The following is a 26,148-nucleotide window of genomic DNA, read 5'->3' on the forward strand; positions in this document are numbered from 1 at the left end:
ATGACCGGGTTCGGCGACCTGCACCGCAGCGGCGACCCGCTGGTGCTGCCGAACGTCTGGGACGTCGGTACGGCGAAGCTGCTGGTGCGGGACGGGTTCCCGGCGATCGCGACGACCAGTCTCGGCGTCGCCGCGGCGAACGGCCTGCCGGACGGCGCCCAGTTGACCCGGCGGTTCTCGGTCGAGCTGGTCCGGCAGCTGCGCGCCGCCGCGCTGCCCGCCTTCCTGACCTGCGACCTGGAGGCCGGGTTCAGCGACGATCCGGCCGAGGTCGCGGCCCTGGTGGTCGAGCTCGGAGTCGACGGGGTGAACCTGGAGGACTCCGTCGACGGCGTGCTCGTCGACCCGCAACTCCACGCGGAACGGATCGCCGCCGTGAAGCGGGCCGCGCCGGATGTGTTCGTCAACGCCCGGACCGACGAGTTCTGGCTCGGCGCCGGCGACCTCGACGCCGCGGTTGCGCGGGCCCTGACCTACGTCGAGGCCGGCGCCGACGGGATCTTCCTGCCGGGCGCCGAGGCCCTGTCGGTGGTGGAGCCGTTCGTCCGTGCGGTCCCGGCGCCGGTCAACGTGCTGGCCTCGGCCAAGGTGACGGTCCGCGAGTACGCGGCCGTCGGGGTGGCCCGGATCAGCACCGGCTCGCTGCTCTACCGGGTGGCCCAGGCCGCGATCAGGGAGGCGGCGGACGCGGTCCGGCGGTCGGCGGCGGTGCCGCCGGCGCTGTCGTACCGGGAGGTTCAGGAGCTCAACGGAGCCTGAGTCAGTGCAGCTGCTTCAGGGCGCCGGTGTCGACGTCGTAGAGGAAGCCGCCGATCTCGGCACGGCCGGCGATGAGTGGGTGCTCGCGGAGCAGGGTGACGTCGGCGGCGAGCCGGCCCTCCTGGTCGGGCGTCGCACCGATCTTCAGGTCGCCCAGGTCGGCGCCCGTGCTGGCGCGGACGGCGGCGGCGATGTCGGCATCGGTTCCGGTCGCCATCGCGCAACGGGTGTGCGGGACGAGCAGGATGCGCCGTACCTCCAGCAGGTGGACGCCGACGATCACGCCGATCAGGGCGTCGGCGGTCAGGTGTGCGCCCGGCGTACGCAGGATCTTGGCGTCGCCGATCCGCAGCCCGACCATGTGCAACGGCAGGATCCGCGAGTCCATGCAGGTCAACATCAGGACACCGGCTCGGGCGATGCCGTCGAAGCCGCCATCGGTGAACTGGCGCTGGAACTCGACGTTCGCCGCCAGCAGGTCCTCGAACCGGTCGTCACCGGCGGGCACGGGTTGATCCACGACAGAAACTGTACGGCTCGGTGGCCGGGTCGTACACGCCGGACCGCCGTACGGGATCAGGCGGCCCGGGCCGGCCGGTTCGTCGAGCGGCGGGTGACCACCGCGACCACGATGATCGCGACGCCGAGCACCAGCAGCAGCACGCCGCCGACCGAGGTCATCAGCAGCAGACTGGTGCTGGGCCAGATCAGGACGACGATCGCGGCCAGGATGCTGATCACCCCGAACACGATCTGCGCCACCCGCTGCAGTCCGGGCCAGTTGTCGACCACCCCGGACACGATCGAGGTGACTCCGTCGACGAGCCAGCCGGCCGCGATCAGGATGGCGATCACGAGGAGCGACGTGCCGGGGCGGACGAAGCAGATGATGCCGGCGATGACGGTCAGGCCGCCGAGCACGCCGACCAGGCCGCGCCACCAGCCGGGCGCGGCCCTGGTGGTGACCGCGACCATGATCCGGAACGCGCCGACGAGCAGCAGTTGCAGGCCGAACAGCAGGGCGATGATCAAGAGCGTCTGACCGGGCCAGACCATGACCAGGATGCCGAGGACCGCGGTCAGGACACCGAGCACGATGGCCAGCCCGCCGAATCGGGGTGGTGAACTGGAGATCGCGCTCTCGGTTGCTTCAGTGCTCACACCGCACCTCCTGGTGCCTCGACGATGTTCCCGCAGCAGCGACTGAACGCCTCAGTTCATTGAATCCCCGGGAACCTGCCGTGGCAAGGCAAAACGCTGAACCCGTCGCGTGCAGCGACGGGTTCAGCGGCAGGTCGGTCAGCCGGCCGGTGCGATCGCGGTCAGCGGCTGGCCGGCGGGGGAGCCGGAACCGTCCCGGCGGCCGTCCGCCGCGGGCAGGTCGATCGGTGCGCCGCTGGCCGCCGCGGCGACGGCAGGGGCCGGACCGGCCCAGGCCAACAGCAGCGTGTCTTCGCCCTTGAGGAAGCGGTGGCACCGGACGCCGCCGGTGGCCCGGCCCTTGCCCGGATATTCGGAGAACGGGGTGACCTTGATCGTTCCCGAGTCGGTGCCGGGCAGCGCGCCGGAACTCCCCGCCACGGTGACGACGACAGCCTCGCCGGCCGGCACCGCACCGAAGAAGACCGCGGTCGCGCCGAGGGACAGCTTGATGCCCGCGATGCCGCCGCCCGACCTGCCCTGCGGCCGTACCGCCGAGGCGGGGAAGTGCAGCAGTTGCGCGTCGGACGAGACGAAGGCGAGCTCGGTCTCGGCGGTGGTCAACTCCAGCGCGCCGACCACCCGGTCGCCCGGTTCCAGTCGGATCACGTCCCAGCTGTCCTTGGCCAGCACCTCGGGATTCACCCGCTTCACGATGCCGCGAGCGGTGCCGAGCGCCAGCCCGAGGGAGTCCTCGGCGAGCGTCGTCAGAGCCAGGACGGTCTCGCCGTCGTCCAACGTGACCAGTGCGGTCAGCGGCACGCCACCCTGCAGGTTCGGCGCCGCCGCGGTGGACGGGACCGTGGGCAGGTCGATCGCGTTGACCTTGATCACCCGGCCGGCCGAGGTGACCAGCCCGAACTCGCCGCGCGCCGTCGCGACGATCCGCGAGGTGATCACGTCGTGGTTGGCCCGGGCGATCGCCGGCGGCAGGGGCTCGGCGTGGTCGGTCCGGGCCAGCAGCCCGGCGGAGGAGAGCAGGATCCAGCACGGGTCGTCGGCCACCTCGAGCGGGGCGGCGGTCGCCGAGGTGGCGACGCCGTCGGCCGCGAGCAGGATGGTCCGGCGGGGCGTGCCGTGCTGCTTGGCGATGTCGGCCAACTCGTTGCCGACCAGGCTGCGCAGCTGGTCCTCGTTCGCGAGGATCGCGGTCAGTTCGGTGATCGTCTGCTGCAGCTCGTCGCGCTGACTCTCCAGTTCGATCTTGGAGTACTTGGTCAGCCGGCGCAGCGGCATGTCCAGGATGTAGTTGGCCTGGATCTCGGAGAGGTCGAAGACCTCCATCAGCCGAGCCCGGGCCGCCGCCGAGTCGTCCGACGCTCGGATGATCGCGATCACGTCGTCGATGTCGAGGATCGCGGTCAGCAGGCCCTCGACCAGGTGCAGTCGGTCGTTCGCCTCGCCCAGCCGGTACTGCGTCCGTCGTCGTACCACCTCGAGGCGGTGGTCGAGGTAGACGGTCAGCATGTCCCGCAGCGTCATCGTGCGCGGCTGGCCGTCCACCAGGGCGACCGCATTGATCGAGTACGAGTCCTCGAGCTTGGTCAGCTTGTAGAGCTGCTCCAGCACCGCGTCCGGGTTGAACCCGTTCTTGATCTCGATCACCAGCCGGGTCGGGTTCTCCATGTCGGAGAGGTCGACCACGTCCGCGATGCCCTGCAGCCGCTTGCTGGTGACCAGCTGCTTGATCTGCTCGATGATCTTCTCCGGGCCGATCAGGTACGGCAGCTCGGAGACCACGATGCCCTTGCGGCGCGGATGCACCTGCTCCACCCGAGCGGTGGCCCGGATCCGGAACGAGCCCTTGCCGGTGGCGTAGGCCTCCCGGATCCCGTCCAGGCCGATGATCTTGCCCCCGGACGGGAGGTCCGGGCCCGGCACGAACCGCATCAGCGCGTCCAGGTCGGCGTCCGGGTGCTTGATCAGGTGCCGCAGTGCCTGGACGACCTCGATCAGGTTGTGCGGCGGGATGTTGGTGGCCATGCCGACCGCGATCCCGGTGGTGCCGTTGACCAGCAGGTTCGGGAAGGCGGCCGGGAGCACCGACGGCTCGACGTCCTTGCCGTCGTAGTTGGGCTTGAAGTCGACCGTGTCCTGGTCCAGGTCGGTCGTCATCGCCAGCGCCGCGGGCGCCATCCGGCATTCCGTGTAACGCATCGCGGCCGGGCCCGCGTCCAGCGACCCGAAGTTGCCGTGGCCGTCGGTGAGCGGGAGCCGCATGTTCCACGGCTGGGCGGTCCGGACCAGGGCGTCGTAGATCGCGGTGTCGCCGTGCGGGTGGTACTTACCCATGACCTCACCGACGACGCGCGCACACTTCACGTGCGGTCGGTCCGGCCGGACCCGCATCTCGTCCATCGCGTACAGCGTGCGCCGCTGCACCGGTTTCAGCCCGTCCCGCGCGTCCGGCAACGCCCGGGCGTAGATCACCGAGTAGGCGTACTCCAGGAAGCTGTTCTGCATCTCCGACGAGACGTCGATGTCGACGATCCGTTCGGTGAAATCGTCATCCGGCGGTGCTGGGGTCTTGCGGGCCATGGGGCTGTTCGTGGTCCTCACTGCGATCTGATCGGGGGCGCGGTTCACCCCTCCCTGCATTCTGCCTGTTCGGTACGACAGTGGCGCGGACCGGCACGCAGCGGGCGGCGACCGGGTCGGTCAGCCGGGCGTACCCAGCGGCGGCCGCCAGCAGTCCGCATCCCCAGGCCGTGTGGGCGCCGATCATCAGCCAGGCCGCCGGCTCGGCCGGAGTGCCGCCGGTCAACAGGGCGCCGATCCCGCCGATCCCGAAGTAGACCGCCAGCCAGGTGCCGATCAGCAGGCCGGCGACCGCCAGCCGGCCTCCGGCGACGGCCCAGCCCGGGGACCGGTGCGCAACTCCGGGCGCCGGGCTCCGCAGCGCCGCCAGGCGGACCACGAGCCGGTTGAGGTCGTCGACCGACAGCGGCAGCCCGAACGACACCATCAGCAGCATCAGCAGACCGATCCAGGCCGGCAGGCTGTACGCCAGCAGCGCGGGCCCCGGCCGCCGGCGCCGCCACGATCGCCGGTGGCCGGGACCGTCCGGGACAAGATCATGATCATGATCGGCCCGGCCGCGATCACGGCGGGGACCACCGGGACCCGGCCGCCGGGGAACACCGAGATCCCGCGGGCCAACTGGGTTCGTCCATGATCATCCAGCTGGCATGGACCAGTGCATGGCCGAGGGTGACCACGACCGCGGCCCCGGCGAGGAGCTCCAGATGTCGGTTCTCGATCATGGTCCGCGGCCCGGAGTGGGTGGCTCCCGGTGCGGGGGAACGGCCCCCTTGCCCGGGTGAGCAGGGAAATCTCGAGCCGGTGTGCAACCTCGGCGAAGGTTCGGCGGTAGTTCAGGACAAGAGGCCTCGAGACAGCGACACCGAGCGACGAAAGGCACATTGATCATGAAGACGACCGTTCGTACCAAGATCATGGCGATCCTGGGCGGCGTCGCGGCCGCCGGAACGCTGGCCGGCGGGATCGCCGCAACGGCACCGGTCGCGGCCCACGCCGACACCGGATCCGGGCCGCGGGCGATCACCGCGGCGAACCTGCGGATCGGCCCCAGCACGCATGTCGGGATCCGCGCGGTGGTGCCGGCGGGCGACGACCTCGCGATCGCCTGCGTCTCGCCCGGCACTCCGGTCGACGACAACCGCGACTGGTACGCGCTGACCGACCAGAAGGGTTGGATCTCGGCCACCCTGGTCGAGGGTGCCGGTCGGGTCGAGCCCTGCCAGGGCGGGCTGGCGGGCCCCGAGGCGATCGCCGGCGCCACCGTGAACGTCCGCCGCGGCCCGTCCACCCTGGACGAGAGCGTCGGCATCCTGGCCGGCGGCACCAGCGTGACCGTGGTCTGCGGCGCGAAGGGTGAGGTGATCGACGACGCCCACCGCTGGTTCCTGCTGGCCGGCGGCAATTGGGTGACCGGCGCCTACCTCCCGTCCGTCCCGCCCGAGGACGTACCCGACTGCGACGCCTGATCCCTCCCGCGTCGATCGCCCCGCTCCAACCCCTGGGAGCGGGGCGATCCCTGGCGTGGCGGCGTCGTTGTCAGTGGGTCGTCCTAGGGTCCCTGACATGCGGGACAACCGGATTGGAGCGTGGTGGCGATGGGGGCACTGACGGGACGCGTCGCGGTCGTGGCCGGAGCGACGCGCGGCGCAGGCCGAGGCATCGCGCGCGCCCTCGGGGAAGCGGGCGCGACCGTCTACTGCACCGGGCGGAGCGTCCGCGGCCGTCCGTCCTCGTTCGGTCGCCCGGAGACCGTCGACGAGACCGCCGAACTGGTCACGGCGGCCGGCGGCATCGGGATCGCCGTTCGGCTCGACCACACCGAACCGGAACGGGTGCGTGCGCTGTTCGACCGGGTGGACCAGGAGCAAGAGGGCCGACTGGACGTCTTGGTCAACGATCTGTCCGGCAACGACCAGCTCGATCACGGCATGTTCAGTGATCACAGACCGCCACCGTTCTGGGAGAACGATCCCGTTCAGGATCTCAAGGCTCTCGAGGTCGGAATCGGTGCGCACTTCACGACCAGCCATTACGCCGCTCGGCTCATGATCAAACGGCGTCGCGGCCTGATCGTCGAGATCGGTGACGGAAACTTCGTCGGCTACAACAACGCCGGGGTCGCCTACAGCCTGATGCGGACCTCGGCGGTCGTGCTGGCCCACCTGCTGGCCGAGGAACTCCGTCCGTACGACGTCGCCGCGGTCTCCCTCACGCCCGGATTCCTCCGCTCGGAGGAGATGCTCGAGGCGTTCTCGGTCGGTGAGGGCAACTGGGCCGAGGCGATGCCGGAGACGGCGGAGTCGCCCCTCTACATCGGGCGGGCCGTCGTGGCGCTGGCCTCCGATCCTCGGGTGCTGGACCGGACCGGGCACGCCCTCAGCGCCGGCTTCCTGGCCGAGGAGTACGGCTTCACCGATGTCGACGGACGCCGACCGCCGGGCTATCGGCCGGAGAGCCACTTCGAGGAAGGGCTCTTCGTCCGGACGCCGAGCCGCGCCTCGCCGGGCTAGCTAGGAGAGTCGGGTCTCGTCGGCGATCGATCGTTCCCGGTCGAGCAGGCGGCGCCGCACCGCCGCAGGTTCTGTCGCGTCCGCCGATCTCGCCTCGAGGAACTGGGTGGCGACGACCGCGTCCTGGTGCCGGCCGAGGCGCTGGTGCAGTTTGCGGCTGCGGCGGGACCGGCGGCGGTGCTTCTTGCGCTTCTTCTTCGAGCGGTGGAGGGGGAGCAGGTCCTCGAGTTCGAGGGCGTAGCGGTGCCGCTTCGCGGCCTTGCGGGCCCGGTGCAGGGTCTCGTCGTCGGCGTCGTCCTGGGCGGCGCGGCGGACCCGCTTCTTCTGGGTACGGCCGGCGCGCCGGATCAGGTCGACCAGGTCGGCGGGCGAGACGTCGTCGACGACGATCGGCGGTGCGTTCCGCCACCGTTCGAGCTCGGCGCGCAGGCTTGCGTACCGCTCGGACTCGAGGGCTTCGGCGGCGGACTGCCGGGCCTGCTGCCGCCGGTCGTCCAGGTCGGCCAGGACCGGCGCGACCTGGGCGGCGTCGAGGTCGGGTTCCTGATCGGCGTGCTCCGTGATGCGTTCGGCCAGGACGTCGGGGTCGCGGATGTCGCCGAGCACTCCGGTCAGCCAGCGGGCTTCTTCCTCCAACGGCCCGGCCCGGTCGGGGTCGATCACCGGGGCGAAGGTCCGTAGGGTGCTGCGCAGCCGGCGGAGGGCGATCCGGGTGTCGTGGACGACCTCGGTGTCGTCCAGGCCGGCGGCCGTCAGCCCGGCGACGATCCCGCACTGCTCGCTCAGGTAACCCTGCAGCGCCGCCCCCGTCGTGTCGCCCATGGCTCGATGGTTCGGGTCGTGATCAGAACGCGAAATCGGAGTCGTAGAACTCGCCATCGGCGCGGCCGTCCCGCCCGTCCTCGGCGGTTCGGAGCTCGACCCGGCGGATCTTGCCACTGATCGTCTTCGGCAGCTCGGTGAACTCGAGTTTGCGGATCCGCTTGTACGGCGCGGCATGATCACGAACGTAGGCCAGGATCGAGCGAGCGGTGTCGGCGTCGGGGGCGTGGCCGGCGGCGAGCACCACGTACGCCTTCGGCACCGCATGCCGGATCGGGTCGGGCGACGGCACGACGGCGGCCTCGGCGACGGCCGGATGTTCGATCAGCACCGACTCCAGTTCGAACGGGCTGATCCGGTAGCCGCTGGCCTTGAACACGTCGTCGGCGCGTCCGATGAAGGTCAGGTAGCCCTCGTCGTCGATCGCCACCACGTCGCCGGTGTGGTAGACGCCGCCGGCGAAGGCGCCGTCGTTGAGCTCGCCGTCGTACTCGCCGGCCCGGTGCTGATAGCCGGTCATCAGCGGCAGCGGCCGGTCCGGCGCCGGGCCGGGATCGCTGTCGCAGCCGCTCCGGGCGGTGCCGGTCAGCTCCAGGCAGAGTTCGCCCTCCCGCTCGGCGGGTTCGCCGGTGGCCGGGTCGACCAGCTTGATCGCGTACCCGGGCAGTGGCCGGCCCATCGAGCCTGGCTTGAGCGGCTGGCCCGGCGGGTTGCCGATCTGGGCGGTCGTCTCGGTCTGGCCGTAGCCGTCGCGAACGGTGAGGTGCCAGGCCTGGCGTACCTTCTCGATCACTTCGGGATTCAGCGGTTCACCGGCCGAGACGCACTCGCGGAGGGTGTGCCGGGCCGTGGTCAGGTCGGCCTGGACCAGCATCCGCCAGACGGTCGGCGGCGCGCACAGGGTGGTCGCCCGGGTCCGTTCCAGCACTCGCATCAGGTCGTTCGGGTCGAACCGGGCGTAGTTGTAGACGACGATCGTGGCGCCGGCCAGCCAGGGTGCGAAGAAGCTGCTCCAGGCGTGCTTGGCCCAGCCCGGTGAGGCGGCGTTGAGATGGACGTCACCCGGTTTCAGGCCGATCCAGTACATGGTCGACAGGTGCCCGATCGGGTACGAGGTCTGGGTGTGCTGGACCAGCTTGGGCTGCGCGGTCGTCCCGGAGGTGAAGTAGAGCAGCAGCGGATCGCCGCTCTTGCTGGCCCCGGGCAGGTGCGGGTTTGCGCCGCGGAACTCCGCGGCCCGGCCGTAGTCGACCCAGCCGTCCACCGGTCCGTCGGCGCCGACCAGGATCCGGCCCAGCTCGGGGCGCAAACCGGCGAGCCGTTCCGCGTCGGCGGCCTGGGCCACCAGCAGCCGGGCACCGCCGCGGTCGATCCGGTCGGCCAGGTCGGCCGCTGCCAGTTGCTGGGCGGCCGGAATGATCACCGCGCCGAGCCGGATGGCGCCGAGCATGATCTCCCAGAGCGGGGCGATGTTGCCGAGCACGAGCAGCAGCCGGTCGCCGCGGCGCAGCCCGAGATCGGCGAGCAGGTGGGCCACCGCCACCGACCGGGCCGACAACTCCGCGAAGCTCGACTTCTCCTCGCGGTCGCCGTCGATCACCCACAACGCCGTGCCGTCCGGATTCTCCTCGGCGAGGCCGTCGAACCAGTCGGTCGCGAAGTTGAACACCGGCAACTCGGGCCAGGTGAAGCCGGCCTGGGCCGTCGGGTGATCCTCCCGATGTTGGATCAGGAAGTCACGAGCTGCCCTCAACGACGCCGGCTGCACCATGGGGGCGACGTTACCGAATCCCGTCCACGGCGTGGGCCCGCGTCAGGAACCGCCGCCCATCCGGACGTCCGGGGCACCGAGCCGGGCCGCGTCGGCGGACAGGTCGTCCGGCTGGTGCTGCGACTCGCGCTCGGCGGCGACCCGCTTGCGGTAGTGCTCCACCTCGCGGGCGATCGCGGCGGCGTCCCAGCCCAGGACCGGGGCGACCAGTTCGGCGACCTCCTGGGCCGCCGCGTCGCCGCGGTCCCAGGTCTCGATGGAGATCCGGGTCCGCCGGGCCAGGATGTCGTCCAGGTGCAGGGCGCCCTCGTGCGAGGCGGCGTAGACGGCTTCGGCCTTCAGGTAGTCCGGTGCGGTGTCCAGCGGCCGGCCCAGGCCGGGGTCCAGCTCGATCAGGTCGGTCAGTTCGCCGATCAGGGACCCGTACCGGTTCAACAGATGCTCCACCTGGCCGACCCGCAGCCCGACCCGCTCGGCCAGGATCGCGCGGCCGTTCCAGAGCGCGGTGAAGCCGTCCGCTCCCAGCAGCGGTACGTTCTCGGTGCAGGACCGCGGCACCGTGCTGCTCGCGCCCGGCGGCACAAGATCATGTACGGCGGCGTCGACCGCGTCCTTGGCCATGATCCGATAGGTGGTGTACTTGCCGCCGGCGACCATGATCAAACCGCGCACCGGCGAGGCGACCGCGTGTTCCCGGGACAGCTTGCTGGTCGAGTCCGACTCGCCGGCCAGCAACGGCCGCAGCCCGGCGTACACGCCGACCACGTCGTCGCGGACCAGTTTGTCGGCGAGCAGCGTGTTGGCGTGCTCCAGCAGGTAGTCGATGTCGGCCTGGCTGGCCGCCGGGTGCGCCTTGTCCAGGTCCCAGTCGGTGTCGGTGGTGCCGATGATCCAGTGCCCGCCCCACGGGATGATGAAGAGCAGGCTCTTCTCGGTCCGGGTGATCAGCCCGGTGGAGGAGTTGATCCGGTTCCGCGGTACGACCAGGTGGATGCCCTTCGAGGCCCGTACCTGGAACTGACCGCGGCCACCCAGCATGGCCTGGATCTCGTCGATCCAGACGCCGGTCGCGTTGATCGTCTGCCGGGCCCGGATCTCGAACTCGCCGCCGCCTTCAAGATCACGGACGATCACGCCGGCGACCCGGTCCTCCTCGCGGAGGAAGCCGACCACCCGGGTGCTGCTGGCCACCAGTGCGCCGTAGTGGGCGGCGGTCCGGGCCAGCATCATCGTGTGCCGGGCGTCGTCGACCTGTCCCTCGTAGAAGGCGATCGAGCCGACCAGCGCCGACCGGTCCGCCGACGGGAAGTACTCCAGGGTCTTCCGCCGGGACAGGTGCCGCAGATGATGCGGTACGCCACGGCCGGCGCCCATCACGTCGTAGAGGCCGATGCCCAGCCCGGCGTAGCCGCGGTCGATCACCTTCTTCCGCAGCGGATAGAGGAACCGGACCGGCTTGGCCAGGTGCGGACAGAGCCGGTTCAGCGCCAGCGAACGCTCCTTGAGCGCCTCGAAGACGAGCGAGAAGTTCAGCTGCTCCAGGTAGCGCAGGCCACCGTGGAAGAGCTTGCTGGACCGGCTCGAGGTGCCGGCGGCGAAGTCGCGCGCCTCGACCAGGCCGACCCGCAGGCCGCGGGTGACGGCGTCCAGGGCTGCGCCGGCACCGGTCACACCGGCCCCGATCACGAGCACGTCGAGCTCGTCGGCCGCCAGCCGGGCCAGCGCCTCCCGCCGGCTCTCCGGGTTCAGCGGTGCGGTCACCGATGTCACAGGTCCTCCTCCGATCGGAAGCTGATCATGATCCCCGATGATCGTGAGCTGGAGTTGATCATGAGACGTCGACCCAGTCGAGCGTCCGGTCGACGGCCTTCTTCCAGGTGGCGTAGCCGGCGGCCCGGTCGTCGTCGGACCAGGTCGGCCGCCACCGCTTGTCCTCCCGCCACTGCCGGCGCAGCTCGTCGGTGCCGGACCAGAAGCCGGTGCTCAGCCCGGCGGCGTAGGCGGCGCCCAGCGCGGTGGTCTCCGCCACCACCGGCTTGCTCACCTCGACGCCGAGGATGTCGGCCTGCAACTGCATGCAGAGTTCGTTGGCGGTGATCCCGCCGTCCACCTTGAGCACGTCCAGGTGCACGCCGGAGTCGGCCTCCATCGCCTCCACCACGTCCCGGCTCTGGTAGCAGATCGCCTCCAGTGCGGCCCGCGCCAGATGGCCGGCCGTGTTGTAGCGGGACAGGCCGACGATCGCGCCGCGGGCGTCCGAGCGCCAGTAGGGCGCGAACAGGCCGGAGAACGCCGGCACGAAGTAGACCCCGCCGTTGTCCGGCACGCTGCGGGCCAGCGTCTCGCTCTCCTCGGCCGCGCCGATGATGCCGAGTTGATCACGGAGCCACTGCACGGCCGAGCCGGTGACGGCGATCGAGCCCTCCAGGGCGTACACCGGCTTGGCGTCGCCGAACCGGTAGCAGACGGTGGACAGCAGGCCGCTGTTCGAGCGGACCAGTTCCTCGCCGGTGTTCAGCAGCAGGAAGTTGCCGGTGCCGTACGTGTTCTTGGCCTCGCCGGCTTCCAGGCAGACCTGACCGACCATCGCCGCCTGTTGATCACCGAGGATGCCGGCGATCGGCAGTTCGGCGCCGAACGGCCCGTCGGCCCTGGTGCTCCCGTACGGGCTCGTCGGCGACGACGCGGCGATCGTCGGCAGCATCGACCGGGGGATCGAGAAGAACGACAGCAGCTCGTCGTCCCAGTCCAGCGTCTCCAGGTCCATCAGCATGGTCCGGCTGGCGTTGGTCACGTCGGTCACGTGCACGCCGCCATCGGTGCCGCCGGTCAGGTTCCAGAGAATCCAGGTGTCCATGGTGCCGAACAGCACCTCGCCGGCCTCGGCGTCGGCTCGTACCCCGTCGACGTTGTCCAGGATCCACTGGGCCTTGCCGGCCGCGAAGTAGGTGGCCGGCGGGATTCCCGCCTTGCGGCGGATCACGTCGCCCCGTCCGTCGGCGTCCAGGGCCGCGGCGATCCGGTCGGTGCGGGTGTCCTGCCAGACGATCGCGTTGTGGTACGGGCGCCCGGTCCGCTTGTTCCACAACACCGTGGTCTCGCGCTGATTGGTCAGGCCGACCGCGACCAGATCGGCCGCGGTGATCTTCACCGCGTCCAGGGCGCCCTTGATCACCTCGCCGGTGCGCTGCCAGATCTCCACCGGATCGTGCTCGACCCAGCCCGGGTTCGGCAGGAGCTGTTCGTGCTCGAGCTGGTGCCGGCCCGCCTCGTGGCCTTCGCGGTCGAACACCATGCAACGGGTGCTGGTGGTGCCCTGGTCGATGGCCGCGATGTAGTCCGCCATGAACTGCCTCCTCGGTGATCGTGCCCAGCCAACCACACCCGGCATGCCGATCCGTCGACCGTGCCCCGGTCGGGCCGGATTACGATGTTGCCGGACGCGAGGGACGGCGCGAGGGAGCGATAGGGATGTCGGTTCTGGAGCAGGTCGGCGGCGGGGTACGGGACGCGGTACGAGCCGTCGCGATGGCCGGGTTGCGGGCCAAGGGCGACCTGCTCGGCGAGCTGATGAGCCCGAAGATGATCACGGACCCGTACCCGATGTATCGACGGCTGCGGGAGTCCGGTCCCGTGGTGCAGACGGCGATGGGAGCCCTGTCCACGCGGTACGCGGTCTGCGACGGACTGCTCCGGCACCCGGCGACGGTGACCGGCACCAGCCGCCGCCGTGAGATCACCGCCGGCACCGGACGGGTGCAGCAGTGGCTGTTCGGCAGCCCGTCGCGGGACGGCCTGGTCGACCCGACGGGCCCGGATTCCATGATCAGCAAGAACCCGCCGGACCACACCCGGCTGCGGAAGCTGGTCAGCAAGGTCTTCACCCCGTCCTCGATCGGCGCCCTCAAGCCGCGGCTCACCGAGATCGCCGCCGGCCTGATCGACCGGGCCCGGACCGCCCCGTCGTTCGACCTGATGCGCGACGTCGCCGGCGTCTTCCCGGTGCTGGCGATCTGCGAGGTGCTGGCGATCCCGCAGCCGGACCACGAGCGGTTCCGGCAGTGGGGCAGCGATCTGGCCGCGGACCTGGACGCGATGGCCCCGGCCTCGAAGCAATTGGCGGCGAACCGGTCGCTGGCGGCGCTGCAGGTCTACTTCCTCGACCTGTTCGAGCGGCGCCGGGCCGATCCGGGCGACGACCTGGTGTCGAAGCTGATCGCCGTCGAGGAGGAGGGCGAGCGGCTCACCGCGGACGAGCTGCTGGCCACCTGCATGCTGCTGCTGTTCGCCGGCTTCGAGACCACGGTGAACCTGATCGGCAACGGCACCCTGGCCCTGATCCGGCACCAAGATCAGCTTCAGCTGCTCCGCGATGATCATGACCTGGTGCCGGGTGCGGTGGAGGAACTGCTCCGGTTCGATCCGCCGATCCAGCTCAGCTCGCGGGTGCCGACCGAGGACCTGGAGATCGACGGAGCGCTGTTGCCGGCCGACCAGCCGGTGTCGCTGATGCTGGCCGGCGCCAACCGCGACCCGGCCGTGTTCGCCGATCCGGAGACGCTCGACATCACCCGGTCGAACGCCCGCAAGCACCTGTCCTTCGCCGCCGGCCCGCACCACTGCCTCGGCGCCGCGCTGGCCCGGCTGGAGGCCGACATCGTGTTCCGGCTGCTGCTGGACCGGCTCGGCGACCTCCGGCTGGCCGGCGAACCGCGACGCCGGCCGACCTTCGTCCTGCGAGGGCTCACCTCGCTGCCGCTGCGCGGCGGGAGTTGATCATGGCGCAGGCGACGGTGGAGGCCTATCTGGCCGGGCTGCCGGAGGACGTGCGGCCGGTGCTCGAAGAGGTCCGGGCGACCATCCGCCGGGCGTTGCCGGAGGCCGGCGAGCGGATCAGCTACGGGATGCCGACGGCGACGCTGGACGGCCGCAGCGTGATCCACTACGCGGCCTGGAAGACGCATATCTCGGTGTATCCGGTGCCCGATGGCGACGCGGACTTCGAGGCCGAGATCGCGCCCTACCGGTCCGGTCCGGGCACCCTGAGGTTCCCGCTGGACCGCCCGCTCCCGTACCAGCTGATCGGGCGGGTCGCCCTGCTCAACGCCGGCCGCTAGCAGTCCCCGTGCCCTGAGCCTGTCGAAGGGCCAAGGCTGATCGGGCCTTGCCCTTCGACAAGCTCAGGGAACGATCCGAACGTCGGGGCCCTATTTCTACGATTCGGCAGGCGGGACGCCTCGACCACCGTACGAACACGGGCGATACTTGACCGGACAGCGCAGTTGATCATGGTCGGCGGAGTTGATCATGAGCGGGTACGGCGAGGGAGCCGAGCATGGGCAGGCAGGCGGAGGAGATCAGCGAGTCGGTCGACCGCGGTGGCGGCGACTACGATCCCGGGCTCTACCGGGCGGCCGAATCCGTACCCGCCGAGCCGTTCGACGGCCTGACCGACGCCCTGCGCGACCGCTATCGCCGGAACGGTTTCCTGTCCGCCGCCAGTCTGGTCGACGAGGTCCGGGTGGGCCGGGCGATGGCGGGGATCGACCGTCTGATCGGCGGTGGGGCGCCGGGCTTCCGCGGGATCCAGTGGGAGGCGGGGGTGAAGGGCCGGCTGGCCGAGCTGGACCTGGAGCAGCGCCGGCACGCGGTTCGCAAGCTCGTCTACTACGTTGATCATGAACCACGGCTGCACGCGATCGCCCACGACCCGGCGATCCTCGGCCTGGCCGCCGACCTGCTCGGCGCGGAGCCGGAACTGTTCGCCGACCAGGCGCTCCTGAAGCCGCCGGGGATCGGCCGGGAGAAGCCGTGGCACCAGGACATCGCCTACTTCGACGTCCGGCCCGGGGCCCCGGTGGTCGGCCTGTGGATCGCCCTGGACCGCACCGACCCGGACAACGGCTGCATGCACATCATCCCGGGCAGCCACCGGGCCGGGCCGGTGCCGCACTTCAACCGGCGGGACTTCCAGTTGTGTGACACCGACGTGGCCCGGGACCGGGTGGTCGTGGTGTCGCTCGACCCGGGCGGCTGCCTGATCTTCGACGGGCTGCTGCACCACGGGACGGCAACTCCTCGACCCGCAGGCGGTGGGCGTTACAGTTCCACTATGCGCCGGCGGAGGCGATCTGGCGGTCTCGCGAGGAACGAGCCGCCTACCGGGAACGACGGCTCGCCGTCTTCGGCGGCGACGGACTGGACGTGACCTGCTGACGAAGCGGAGGTGAGCGCGGTGGCGAAGGGCGCACCGGGGCCGGACCAGGGCGACGCGAACCTCAAGATCAAGAAACCGAAACGCTGGGCCGCCGGCGTGCCCGGGGTGGCGGCCGCGCTCAGAATGAGCCAGGAGCAGATGGGGGTACGGCGCAGCGCGCTGACCCTGCTCCGGGTCAACCAGCCGGACGGCTTCGACTGCCCGGGCTGCGCCTGGCCGGAACCCCACCACACGCACACCGTCGAGTTCTGCGAGAACGGCGCCAAGGCGGTTGCCGAGGAGGCGACGCTGCGCCGGGTCACGCCCGAGTTCTTCGCCGAGCACTCGATCGCCGACCTGGCCGCGAAGTCCGACCACTGGCTCGGCGCGCAGGGCCGGCTGACCACGCCGATGTACAAGCCCGCCGACGCCGGTCACTACCAGCCGATCTCGTACGCGGGAGCGCTGGACCTGATCGCCGACCGGCTGCGGGCGCTGGACACCCCGGACCAGGCGATCTTCTACACGTCGGGCCGGACCAGCAACGAGGCCGCGTTCTGCTACCAACTGTTCGTCCGCAGCTTCGGCACCAACAACCTGCCGGACTGCTCCAACATGTGCCACGAATCGAGCGGCTCGGCGCTTACCGAGACCCTCGGGATCGGCAAGGGTACGGTCACCCTGGACGACCTCGGCCGGGCCGAGTTGATCATCATCGCCGGCCAGAACCCGGGCACGAACCACCCGCGGATGCTGACCGCCCTGGAGACCGCCAAGCGCGGCGGCACCAAGATCATGGCGGTGAACCCGCTGCCCGAGGCGGGCCTGCTCCGGTTCAAGAATCCGCAGCGTCCGAGCGGCGTCGTCGGCTCCGGTACCGAGCTCGCCGACCTGTTCGTGCAGCTCCGGCTGAACGGCGACCTGGCCTTCTTCCAGGCGCTGGGCAAGCTGGTGCTGGAGGCCGACCGCGCCGGGCGTGGAGTGATCGACACCGACTTCATCGCCCGCCACACGGACGGCTTCGCGGACTACGCGGAGGCGCTGGACCGGCTCGACTGGGACCAGGTGCTGCGCGCCACCGGGCAGACCCGGGAGCAGCTCCAGCAGGCGGCCGAGTTGGTACTGGGCTCGAAGTCGATCATCGTCTGCTGGGCGATGGGGTTGACCCAGCACAAGAACTCGGTGCCGACCATCCGGGAGATCGTCAACCTGCTGCTGCTCGGCGGCAACATCGGCCGCCCCGGCGCCGGCGTCTGCCCGGTCCGCGGCCACAGCAACGTGCAGGGCGACCGGACGATGGGGATCTACGAGAAACCGGCCGAGGCGTTCCTGGCTTCGCTCGACGCCGAGTTCGGCATCACCGCGCCGCGCCGGCACGGGCACGACGTGGTGGACTCGATCCGCGCCCTGCGGGACGGTACGGCGCGGGTGTTCATCGGGATGGGCGGCAACTTCGTCCGGGCCACGCCCGACACGGCGCTGACCGAGCGGGCCATGGCGAACGCGGACCTGACCGTGCACGTCTCGACCAAGCTGAACGGCTCGCATGCCTGCGTCGGCCGGGAGGCGCTGATCCTGCCGACGCTGGGCCGGACCGAACGGGACCGCCAGTTGACCGGTGATCAACGGGTCACGGTCGAGGACTCGATGGGGATGGTGCACGCCAGCCGCGGCCGGCTGGCCCCGGCGTCGGACGAGTTGCTCAGCGAGGTGGCGATCGTCTGCGAGCTGGCCCGCCGGACACTGCCCGACTCGCCGGTGCCGTGGTCGACGTTCCGGGCCGACTACGACCGGATCCGGGACCGGATCGCCCGGGTGGTGCCCGGCTTCGACGGGCTGAACAGCAAGATCGACAGCCCCGGCGGCTTCGCCCTTCCCAACGGTCCCAGGGATTCCCGGACCTTCAACACCGCGACCGGCAAGGCTCGGTTCACCGTGAACCGACTCGAGGTGATCGAGCCCGGCCGGGGCCGGTTGATCCTGCAGACGCTGCGTTCCCATGATCAGTACAACACGACGATCTACGGCCTCGATGATCGTTACCGGGGCATTGCCGAGGGTCGCCGGGTGGTCTTCGTGAACCCGGATGATCTTGCCGACCTCGGTTTCGCCGACGGCCAGCTGGTCGATCTGATCTCCGAGTGGCCGGGGCCGCGCGGGCTGGAGGAGCGGCGCGCGGAGCGGTTCCGGGTGGTCGCCTATCCGACGGCCCGGGAGTGTGCGGCGGCGTACTTCCCGGAGGCCAACGTGCTGGTGCCGGTCGACTCGACCGCGGAGATCAGCAACACCCCGACCTCGAAGTCGGTGATCATCCGCCTGGAGGCGGCGACTCCCTGATCAGAGGTACGCACGTGAAAGTAGGTACTTGTCCGGACGGCTGGGCCCGGGTGAGATCGGGACCATGCACACCACAGACGTCACCGTCCTCGGGCTCGGCGCGATGGGCTCCGCGCTGGCCCGGGCCCTGATCAACGACGGGTACGCGGTCACCGGGTGGAACCGTACGGCCGGCCGGGTGCCCGAGCTGGCCTCCCACGCAGAGCCGGCCCTCGACCGGGCCATCGCCGCCAGCCCGGTGATCATCGCCTGTCTGACCACGTACGACGCCACCCGGTCCGCCCTCGAGCCGATTGCGGCCGGGCTGCGCGGGCGTACCTTGATCACGCTGAACAGCGGCACCCCCGGCGGTGCCCGGACCTTCGCGGACTGGGCCGCCGGGCAGGGTGCCGCCTTCCTGGACGGCGCGGTCAAGAACGTGCCCGAGGCGGTCGGCAAGCCCGACACCCTGCTCTACTACAGCGGTGATCGCGCGGTGTTCGACCGCCACCACGCCCTGCTCCGCACGCTCGGCGGCGACACCGTCTTCCTCGGCGAGGACGTCGACCTGGCCATGCTCTACGAGTCGGCGGTCGGCGGCACGCTGCTGCCGGCGCTGCTCGGCTTCTTCCAAGGCGCGGCCCTGGTCACCGCCCGCGGCCTGCCCGCCGCTTCGCTGGTGCCGTCCACGGTGAAGTGGCTGGAGATGATCGGCCAGGTGCTGCCGAGCCTTGCCGAGCACATCGACAGCGGCGACTACAGCAACCCGTCGTCGGCGCTCGGCCTGTTCCACGAGGCGATCGCGTACGACCACGAACTCGCCCGTGAGTCCGGGGTCGACTTCTCCTGGAACACGCCGATGCACGAGTTGTTGATGAAGGCCGTCGAGCTCGGTCACCGCGACCACAGCATCGCGGCGCTGACCGAACTGCTGCGACGGCCGGCCGCCGAGGACGCCGCCCAGCCGACCTCAGCCCTCGCCGGGGCGGCGGGCCAGCAGCCTGAGCAGGGCGGGATTCTCTTCCCGGTAAGGGGAGAGACCGGTGCCCTCCTCCCGGTCGACGACGGTCCAGCCGCGTTCGGTGAGCTGGGTGATCACCTCGTCCGGAGGTGGGAACCGGCGCACCGAGCGGAAGTTCGCCTTGGGGCGGTTCCGGTCGGCGTCGGTCCGGAGCTCCAGCGCCAGCAGGTCGCCGGGACGGCCCGCGGCGGCGGCGAGGCGGTCGAGCAGGGTCAGCCACGCGGGCTCGGGCAGCGTGCCGGCCAGGCCGCGGGCGTAGTGCAGCAGGGGCGCGTCGGACTGGCCCCGGGCTCTTCCCAGCAGGGTCGTCAGAGCACCGGCGTCGTTGAGATCCGCTTCGGCGAAGTCCGCCGCCCGCGCGCCGGTACGGCCTCGGGCGAGGGCCACCGCGGCCGGGATGCGGTCGATGCCGAGCACCGAGCGACCGCCGGTGGCGAGCAGAACGCTGTCCCGGCCGTCGCCGCACCCGAGGTCGACGGCCCGGTCGGGCAACTCCGGATGATCAAGGACCCAGCGAGCGAACCGGGACGGCTCCAGCGGCTCCGGCCGGGCATAGAAGTCGGTCCAGTAGAGGCGGTCCTGTTGATCATGATCGAGCAGCGCCCGGCTCTCCCGGGTGGTCCGTGCGGTCAACCAACTGAAGCCGGGATCGGGCACCCGCCAGCCCGGTCCGTAGAGATGCTCGACGATCGCGGCGGGGTCGGCCGGCACCAGGACCGGACGGCCGGCCAGGGTCGCCGGCTGCAGGGGCTCGATCGCCGACACCGGCAGCGCCGTGGAGCCGACGCTGCCGAACGGGAAGCCGACGGTGCCGTCCGGCCGGGCCACCAGATGGAACAGGTCGATCTGCGCGGCACCGGAGCCGAGGTCCTTGATCGCGAGGCAGGAGGCCTTCGGGATCACCTGGAAGCCCTTGCGGATCAGGAATTCGGCAACGGTGATCAACTGCTCGGCCGCGGCGGCGGGATCCGCGTGGCGGGCCAGGTAGGCGCCGTCGAAGTCGCGGTCGTGATCGATGAAACCATGATCGCGGACGTGCCCGAGCAGGGTGCCGTAGCCGAGGAAGGTGCGCAGACCGAACTCGGCCTCGAGCTGCCGGTGGACGGCGTCGTGCAGTCGCAGCACCTGGTCCTGCCAGCCGGTGTCGATCAGTTTGCCGAGCTGGATCTTGCCGCCCTGGCCGAAGATGTGGCCGGACCGCAGCAGCGTGATCAACTCCGCCGGGGTGGACCGCCCGTCCGTCTTCGGGCGGTAGCCGTAGCTCTTCCGGGCCGCCAGCAGGATCGGCCGCTCCTGGTACCTGACGGAGACCGTGTCGGTGGTCCGGGCGAACCGCCAGAAGTCGTACAGCACGAACCGGAACCGGCGCCGCTGCAGCCCGCCGGCACCGCCGGGCTCGGGGTGCGCGACGACCTCGGTGGCCGCGACATCGTTCAGGCACAGGGACACCCGAGACTCCGGCGTGTCCGGCGGCACCAGCAGCCAGCCGGCGATCTCCTGCCGGGTGAAGGTCTCCACCAGGGCCCGTTCGGCCGGCTGGCCGGGGACGGTGCGGTCGCGCGCGACCCGGCGTCGCACGCCGCCGAGCAGCGTCCGCAGGGTACGGCTCCGTTGACTCACAGGCGCTGAGGGTAGCGGCGAACCATGAGAGGTCGGTGCCAGGATGGGGGCGTGGTGATCGGACAGGCGCTGGAACCGTTGCGACGTCGCTATCTGCACTGGCTCGGGCTCTCCGGCGACGAGATCATCGACGACCGCGACGAGGCGGCCGAGGACATCCGGGCGATGCAGTTGGTGCTCCGGCTGGAGCGGACCGCCGAGCCCTCCTGGCACGCCGCGGCCGGCCTCGCGGCGACCGCCGCGGCCAGGCTCTGCCTCGATCCGCGCGCCGAACCGGGCGGGCCGTGGGCGGAGGCGATCGCCGCTTACTGCGCCGGCCACATCCGCAAGGTCACCCGCCGGGCCCGCGGTGCGCACTGGGCCGCGCTGGCCGACCTGCCGGGGATCGCGCTTGCCGACGGCGACACCGAGGTGGTCGCGCTGCTGCCGGGGCGGATCGCCGACCTGGACAAGCGGGTCGCGCGGCTCCAGGTCGGCGGTACGGATCTGCCGGTGGACGAGCCGGCGGAGGGGGAGAGCCCTTCGCCAGGCTCCGGGAACGTGGGGCTGCGGTTGTGGCTGCCGCCGGAGCCGGTGATGACGCTGGGCAAGACGATGGCCCAGACCGGTCATGCGGGCATGATCGCGGCCGCGCTGCTGGCCGCCGACGACCCCGCGACGCTGGCCGCCTGGGCCGATGCGGGCAGCCCGGCCACGGCCCGGCGGGTCGACGCGGCCGGCTGGCGGGCGTTGTCGGACCGGCTGGCCGACGCCGGTGCGGCCTGGCGGGATCACCGGCTGCTCGCCGTACGCGATGCCGGCTTCACCGAGATCGCCCCGGGCACCATCACGGTGATCGCCCAGGTGGTCGATGAGAGCCAGATCTCGTCCGCCGACTCTCGTGATCCGGTCTCGGGCGAATAGGCTCAGCGATGTGTCAGCGGCGCAGCAGAGCGGCAACCCGCCGGGCTATCCCACGCAGTGGGAGGCGGACGTGCTGCTCACCGACGGTCGGGTGGCCCGGCTGCGCCCGATCAAGCCGAGCGACGCCAATCTGCTGGTCGAGTTCTACGACCGGGTGTCGCCGGAATCGAAGTATCTGAGGTTCTTCGCGCCGTACCCCCGGCTGAGCCAGCGCGACGTGCAGCGGTTCACCGAGGTCGACTACGTGGACCGGGTCGCGTTCATCCTCACCCTGGGCGAGCTGATGATCGGCGTCGGCCGGTACGACCGGATCGAGAACGACCAGGCCGAGGTCGCGTTCCTGATCGAGGATGCGCACCAGGGCCGGGGCATCGCGCAGCTGCTGCTGGAGCACCTGGCCGAGGCGGCCCGGGAGCGGGGGATCACCAAGTTCGTCGCCGAGATCCTGCCGGAGAACCGACGGATGGCGCAGGTGTTCGCCGACGCCGGCTACCGGGTGTCCAAGGACGTCGAGGACGGCGTGCTGTCGGTGGAGTTCCCGATCCTGCCCACCGACACGTCGGTCGGGGTGATGGAGCGGCGCGAGCACCGGGCCGAGGCGGCGTCGATGCGGCGGCTGCTGACCCCGGAGCGGGTGGTCGTGCTGGGCCGCGGCCGGCGAGTGCAGGGTCTGGTCAATTCCCTGCTGAGCGGGGGATTCCGGGGTGAGGTGATCGCCGTCAGCACGGACGCGACGGCCGTCTCCGGGGTCCGTACCGCGACCTCGATCGCCACCATCGAGGGGTCGATCGACCTGGTCCTGGTGTCCATCCCGACCAACGAGCTCGGCGCCGTCGTGATCGACGCCGCGCACAAGGGCGCCACGGCGATGGTCGTCCTCACCGGTACGGACTCCACGCAGGACAACCGGACCGTGGTCAGCCTCGCCCGGGCGTACGGGATCCGCGCGCTCGGCCCGGACGCGCTCGGCCTGATCAACACCGACCCGGTGGTCGGGCTGAACGCCAGCCCGGGGCCGATGCCGCGGACCGGCGGCGTCGGGCTGTTCTGCCAGTCGGCCGCGGTCGGCGTGGCCCTGATCAACCGGGCGCTGCGGCAGCAGATCGGGCTGTCCTCGTTCATCAGCTCGGGGGCGTACGCGGACGTCACCGGCAACGACGTGATGCAGTTCTGGCAGGACGACGACGCGACCCGGGCCTGCCTGCTGACCCTGGACTCGCTGGGCAACCCGCGCAAGTTCTTCCGGATCATCCGGCAGCTGACCCGGACCAAGCCGGTGGTCGTGTTCGCGCCCGGGCAGGCCCGGCGGTCCAGCCACATCGGGGTCCGCGGCGGCCTCGGGCACGCGCCCGAGCAGGCGGTCGACGCGCTGTTCCGGCAGGCCGGCGTGATCGTCGTGCACCGCCGCGGCGCCATGTTCGACATCGCCAAGATCGCCGCCCGGCAGCCGCTGCCGGCCGGCCCGCGGGTCCGGGTGATCGCGAACTCGGCGACCCTGGTGGAGCAGCTGATCCATACGGTGACAGCGGTCGGTCTGCTGGCCGGCGGCGACCCGGTGGTGCTGGCCGGCGACGCGGCCCCGGAGCGCTATGCCGAGGCGGTCCGGGAGGCGCTGGCCGACGACGGCTGCGACGCCGTGGTCTGCGCCGCGGTGGCGATCTTCGACAGCGGTACGGATGCGATCCACGACGCGCTCGCCGAGCTGGCCGCCGAGGCGAAGAAGCCGCTGGTCGGCGTGCTGATCGACTTCCACGAGTACTCCGACCTGGACAACGGCGACGACGACCGGCCGGGCGGGCTGCCCACCTTCGACGCGCCGGCCGACGCGATCCAGGCGCTGTCCGCCCTGAGTGCGTACGCGCACTGGCGGGAACGCGACCCGGGCGCGGTGCCGCTGCTCGACGTCGACGAGCTGGCCGCCAAGCGGGTGGTCAACCGGGTGCTCTCCCGGGACCGGGCGGGCCGGGAGCTGACCGGGCCGGAGGCGACCGCGCTGCTGGCCACGTACGGGATCACGCTGGTGCCGCGGCACCGGGTGTCCAGCCTGGAGCAGGCGACCGAGGTGGCCGCCCGGCTCGGCTGGGACGTGGTGCTGAAGGCACGGTCCAAGGCGGTTCGCGGGCGGCCGGACCTGGCCGGCGTCTACCGCAACCTGGAGACCCCGGAGGCGCTCCGGGACGCCTGGGCGGAGCTGGGCGAACTGACCGCGGAGCTCGGTCTCGGCTCGGATCCGGTGGTGGCCGATCCGGTGGTCCAGGCGATGGCGCCGCCCGGCGTCCCGTTGATCATGACCAGCCGGGAGGACGCCGCGTTCGGCCCGATGCTGTCGCTCGGCCTGGACGGGATCGCCAGCGAACTGCTCGGCGACACCGTCTACCGGGTGCCGCCGCTGACCACCGCCGACGCCGCCGCGATGGTGCGCGACCTGCGGGCTGCGCCGACCCTGTTCGGCCGGGACGGCTCCCAGGGCGTGGACGTGGCGGCGGTGCAGGACCTGCTGCACCGGCTGGCCCAGCTCGCCGACGACGTACCTCAGCTGGCCTCGGTCCGGCTCAGCCCGGTGATCGCGTCGGTGACCGGCGTGCACGTGCTCGGTGCCCGGGTCCTGATCGCGCCGACCAGCGACCAGCGGGATCCGATGGCCCGGACTCTCTGACTCCGATGGCTGGTCCGAGGCGGCCACGGATCCATGGCAGGATGACCGCCATGAAGGTGAACTCCGGCACCCGAAAGGGCCTGCGCGCCGAGATCGACGCCAGCGGCTACTTTCCTGAGCTGGTCGAGGACTCGGTCCTGCTGGCGCTCGGCGACGAGGAGCTCATCGACTTCGTGGTGCACCACGCGCCGACGTTCTCCGGTGACGAGATCCACCGCCACGTCACCGTACTGGCGCTGACCCCGACCCGGCTGATCGTCGGGCACACGGATGATCATCCGGCGGACCCGCCGACCGACGGCGCGTACGCGTCCGCGTCGACCGAGTCGATCCGGCTGACCAAGATCAACAACGTGGTGGTGACCCGGGTGGTGGCCCGGCCGGAGCACTACCACGGTGCGCCGGACGCGGTGGTCGAGACCTGGCTGACCATCGGCTGGGGAGCGATGAACCGGCTCGACCTGGAGCCGGCCGGCTGCAACGACCCCAACTGCGAGGCCGATCACGGCTACACCGGCAATCTGACCTCGGACGATCTGACGGTCCGGATCAGCGCCGCGATCGAGGGGTCCGAGAGCGTGGCCCGGTTGGTCCAGTTCGCCACGAACCTGCAGCGGGCGACCTCCTGAGCTCGATGATCATTCCGCGTTACGGCTCCGCGACCCTCGCCGAGCTGCTCCCGGGCCTGGCCTCCCACCTCGGTGTCCCTTCCTACGACAGCGATCCGCTCGGTCTGCCGGACGCGCGACGGTACGTGCTGATCGTCATCGACGGTCTCGGCGATCAACTGGTCCGGCGGGCGATCCGGCAGGCGCCGTATCTGGCCGGACTGCTGGACCGGGCCCGGACGATCACAGCCGGCGTGCCGAGCACGACCGTGACCAGCCTGACCTGTCTCGGCACCGGGATGCCGCCCGGCCGGCACGGCATGGTCGGCTGGACCGCCCGGGTGCCGCAGACCCGGGAGATCCTCAACCACCTGTTCTGGGACTCGGCGATCGACCCGGAGTCGTACCAGGCGCTGCCGACGATCTTCGACCGGGCCAGTGCGGCCGGCGTCGCCACCACGACCGTCTCGCTGGACCGCTTCACCGACAGCGGCCTGACCCGGGCCGCCCTGCGCGGCGCGGAGTTCCGCGGTTTCAGGGACGAAGATGATCTTGACGGACGGGCCGCCCTGGTGGCCCGGGCCTCCGGGCGCGGGGAGCGCAGCCTGGTCTACGCCTACGAGCGGCGACTTGATCATGCCGGGCACGCGCACGGCGTGAGCTCGCACGACTGGCACGCCGCCCTGTCCGACGCGGACGCCCTCTGCCGGGCGATCCGGGACCGGCTGGACGACGACGTACGGCTGATCATCACCGGCGATCACGGCATGATCGACATCCCGAATGATCACCGGATCGTGATCGAGGACGATCCGGAGCTGGACGCGGGCGTGACCGACGTCGCCGGCGAGGGCCGGTTCCGCCAGCTCTACGTCGATCATGATCGGCCGGAGGCCGTCGCCGCCCGCTGGCGGGACCGGCTCGGCGACCGCGCCTGGGTCCGGACCCGGGACGAGGCGATCGACGAAGGCTGGTTCGGCCCGGTCGAGGAGTCGATCAAGGACCGCTACGGCCACGTCGTGGCCGCCTTCCGGGACGACTGGGCCGCGATGACCCGCCGGATGGAACGCGAGATGGGCCTGATCGGCATGCACGGCTCACTCACCGAAGCCGAGATGATCGTTCCGCTCCTGGTCGACTGAGGAGGCGTCGCGAACGTCCCGCGGTGTGGCTGGTCCATCGATGGCATCGACGTTTTGGTCCAACACGGGGGACATTCGCGACG

At 71.1% G+C, this 26,148-nt stretch carries 21 protein-coding genes and 1 pseudogene; 13 read left to right on the forward strand and 9 right to left on the reverse strand.

From position 1 onward, the window contains the following. On the forward strand, positions 1-759 hold the full coding sequence (locus tag AC6CCG_RS25665) for an isocitrate lyase/PEP mutase family protein (protein WP_496657592.1): 759 nt from the start codon (positions 1-3) through the stop codon (positions 757-759). A gap of 1 nt (position 760) precedes the next feature. On the opposite strand, the gene AC6CCG_RS25670 is transcribed toward AC6CCG_RS25665, so the two are convergent. The 4 genes from AC6CCG_RS25670 to AC6CCG_RS25685 all read right to left on the reverse strand — a co-directional run bounded on the left by AC6CCG_RS25670 (position 761) and on the right by AC6CCG_RS25685 (position 4,933). Further along, positions 761-1,279 (reverse strand): beta-class carbonic anhydrase, encoded by a 519-nt coding sequence (locus tag AC6CCG_RS25670; RefSeq protein WP_496657593.1) that lies wholly within the window; start codon positions 1,277-1,279, stop codon positions 761-763. 56 nt (positions 1,280-1,335) lie between these two features. Next, a complete protein-coding gene (locus AC6CCG_RS25675) occupies positions 1,336-1,920 on the reverse strand; it encodes an HdeD family acid-resistance protein (protein ID WP_496657594.1) in 585 nt (194 codons plus the stop codon). Positions 1,921-2,058: 138 nt separating this feature from the next. Then, the gene (locus AC6CCG_RS25680; RefSeq protein WP_496657595.1) at positions 2,059-4,497 is read right to left on the reverse strand and encodes a DNA gyrase/topoisomerase IV subunit A; all 2,439 of its coding nucleotides are present in this window, start codon (positions 4,495-4,497) and stop codon (positions 2,059-2,061) included. After that, complete coding sequence (locus AC6CCG_RS25685) at positions 4,466-4,933, reverse strand: hypothetical protein (protein ID WP_496657596.1); 468 nt, start codon at positions 4,931-4,933, stop codon at positions 4,466-4,468. Before AC6CCG_RS25685 ends, AC6CCG_RS25680 begins: the two co-directional genes overlap by 32 nt. 75 nt (positions 4,934-5,008) lie before the next feature. Between AC6CCG_RS25685 and AC6CCG_RS25690 the strand changes: the two genes are divergently transcribed. From AC6CCG_RS25690 to AC6CCG_RS25700, 3 genes are all read left to right on the forward strand, one after another. After that, positions 5,009-5,134: a hypothetical protein gene (locus AC6CCG_RS25690; RefSeq protein ID WP_496657597.1), complete on the forward strand. Its 126-nt coding sequence runs from the start codon at positions 5,009-5,011 to the stop codon at positions 5,132-5,134. Between the two features lie 253 nt (positions 5,135-5,387). Then, positions 5,388-5,966 carry a hypothetical protein gene (locus AC6CCG_RS25695; protein WP_496657598.1) on the forward strand — a complete coding sequence of 193 codons (579 nt, stop codon included), beginning with the start codon at positions 5,388-5,390 and terminating at the stop codon, positions 5,964-5,966. A 129-nt stretch (positions 5,967-6,095) separates the two neighbouring features. Next, entirely contained in the window at positions 6,096-7,010 is a 915-nt protein-coding gene (locus AC6CCG_RS25700) for an SDR family NAD(P)-dependent oxidoreductase (protein WP_496657599.1), read from the forward strand. On the opposite strand, the gene AC6CCG_RS25705 is transcribed toward AC6CCG_RS25700, so the two are convergent. From AC6CCG_RS25705 to glpK, 4 genes are all read right to left on the reverse strand, one after another. Beyond that, positions 7,011-7,832 carry a CHAD domain-containing protein gene (locus tag AC6CCG_RS25705; protein WP_496657600.1) on the reverse strand — a complete coding sequence of 274 codons (822 nt, stop codon included), beginning with the start codon at positions 7,830-7,832 and terminating at the stop codon, positions 7,011-7,013. 22 nt (positions 7,833-7,854) lie between these two features. After that, positions 7,855-9,603, reverse strand: a complete 1,749-nt coding sequence (locus AC6CCG_RS25710; protein ID WP_496657601.1) for an AMP-binding protein — start codon at positions 9,601-9,603, stop codon at positions 7,855-7,857. Positions 9,604-9,645: 42 nt separating this feature from the next. Further along, positions 9,646-11,364 (reverse strand): glycerol-3-phosphate dehydrogenase/oxidase, encoded by a 1,719-nt coding sequence (locus tag AC6CCG_RS25715; RefSeq protein ID WP_496657602.1) that lies wholly within the window; start codon positions 11,362-11,364, stop codon positions 9,646-9,648. Between the two features lie 67 nt (positions 11,365-11,431). After that, entirely contained in the window at positions 11,432-12,949 is a 1,518-nt protein-coding gene (gene glpK, locus AC6CCG_RS25720; protein WP_496657603.1) for a glycerol kinase GlpK, read from the reverse strand. A 125-nt stretch (positions 12,950-13,074) separates the two neighbouring features. Here glpK and AC6CCG_RS25725 point away from each other — a divergent pair, with 125 nt between their 5' ends. From AC6CCG_RS25725 to AC6CCG_RS25745, 5 genes and pseudogenes are all read left to right on the forward strand, one after another. After that, a complete protein-coding gene (locus AC6CCG_RS25725) occupies positions 13,075-14,379 on the forward strand; it encodes a cytochrome P450 (RefSeq protein WP_496657604.1) in 1,305 nt (434 codons plus the stop codon). Positions 14,380-14,381: 2 nt separating this feature from the next. Then, complete coding sequence (locus tag AC6CCG_RS25730) at positions 14,382-14,720, forward strand: iron chaperone (RefSeq protein WP_496657605.1); 339 nt, start codon at positions 14,382-14,384, stop codon at positions 14,718-14,720. A gap of 218 nt (positions 14,721-14,938) precedes the next feature. Beyond that, on the forward strand, positions 14,939-15,811 hold the full coding sequence (locus AC6CCG_RS25735; protein ID WP_496657606.1) for a phytanoyl-CoA dioxygenase family protein: 873 nt from the start codon (positions 14,939-14,941) through the stop codon (positions 15,809-15,811). A 27-nt stretch (positions 15,812-15,838) separates the two neighbouring features. Then, positions 15,839-18,136: an FdhF/YdeP family oxidoreductase gene (locus AC6CCG_RS25740; protein WP_496657607.1), complete on the forward strand. Its 2,298-nt coding sequence runs from the start codon at positions 15,839-15,841 to the stop codon at positions 18,134-18,136. Positions 18,137-18,239: 103 nt separating this feature from the next. Further along, positions 18,240-18,995 (forward strand): annotated as a pseudogene (locus AC6CCG_RS25745) (NAD(P)-dependent oxidoreductase); the annotation flags it as partial. A 90-nt stretch (positions 18,996-19,085) separates the two neighbouring features. Here the strand turns inward: AC6CCG_RS25745 and AC6CCG_RS25750 are convergent. Next, complete coding sequence (locus AC6CCG_RS25750) at positions 19,086-20,756, reverse strand: LicD family protein (protein ID WP_496657608.1); 1,671 nt, start codon at positions 20,754-20,756, stop codon at positions 19,086-19,088. A 51-nt stretch (positions 20,757-20,807) separates the two neighbouring features. Between AC6CCG_RS25750 and AC6CCG_RS25755 the strand changes: the two genes are divergently transcribed. Genes AC6CCG_RS25755 through AC6CCG_RS25770 form a run of 4 tightly spaced genes read left to right on the forward strand, consistent with a single transcriptional unit; the run spans position 20,808 to position 26,065 of the window. Then, positions 20,808-21,659 carry a peptidyl-tRNA hydrolase gene (locus AC6CCG_RS25755; protein ID WP_496657609.1) on the forward strand — a complete coding sequence of 284 codons (852 nt, stop codon included), beginning with the start codon at positions 20,808-20,810 and terminating at the stop codon, positions 21,657-21,659. 10 nt (positions 21,660-21,669) lie between these two features. Then, positions 21,670-24,315, forward strand: a complete 2,646-nt coding sequence (locus AC6CCG_RS25760) for a bifunctional acetate--CoA ligase family protein/GNAT family N-acetyltransferase (protein WP_496657610.1) — start codon at positions 21,670-21,672, stop codon at positions 24,313-24,315. A gap of 50 nt (positions 24,316-24,365) precedes the next feature. Then, positions 24,366-24,944, forward strand: a complete 579-nt coding sequence (locus AC6CCG_RS25765) for a DUF5998 family protein (protein WP_179757971.1) — start codon at positions 24,366-24,368, stop codon at positions 24,942-24,944. Positions 24,945-24,949: 5 nt separating this feature from the next. After that, positions 24,950-26,065 carry an alkaline phosphatase family protein gene (locus AC6CCG_RS25770; protein ID WP_496657611.1) on the forward strand — a complete coding sequence of 372 codons (1,116 nt, stop codon included), beginning with the start codon at positions 24,950-24,952 and terminating at the stop codon, positions 26,063-26,065. The last annotated feature ends 83 nt before the right edge of the window (positions 26,066-26,148 follow it).

This window comes from Microlunatus sp. YIM B11417, from assembly GCF_059617205.1.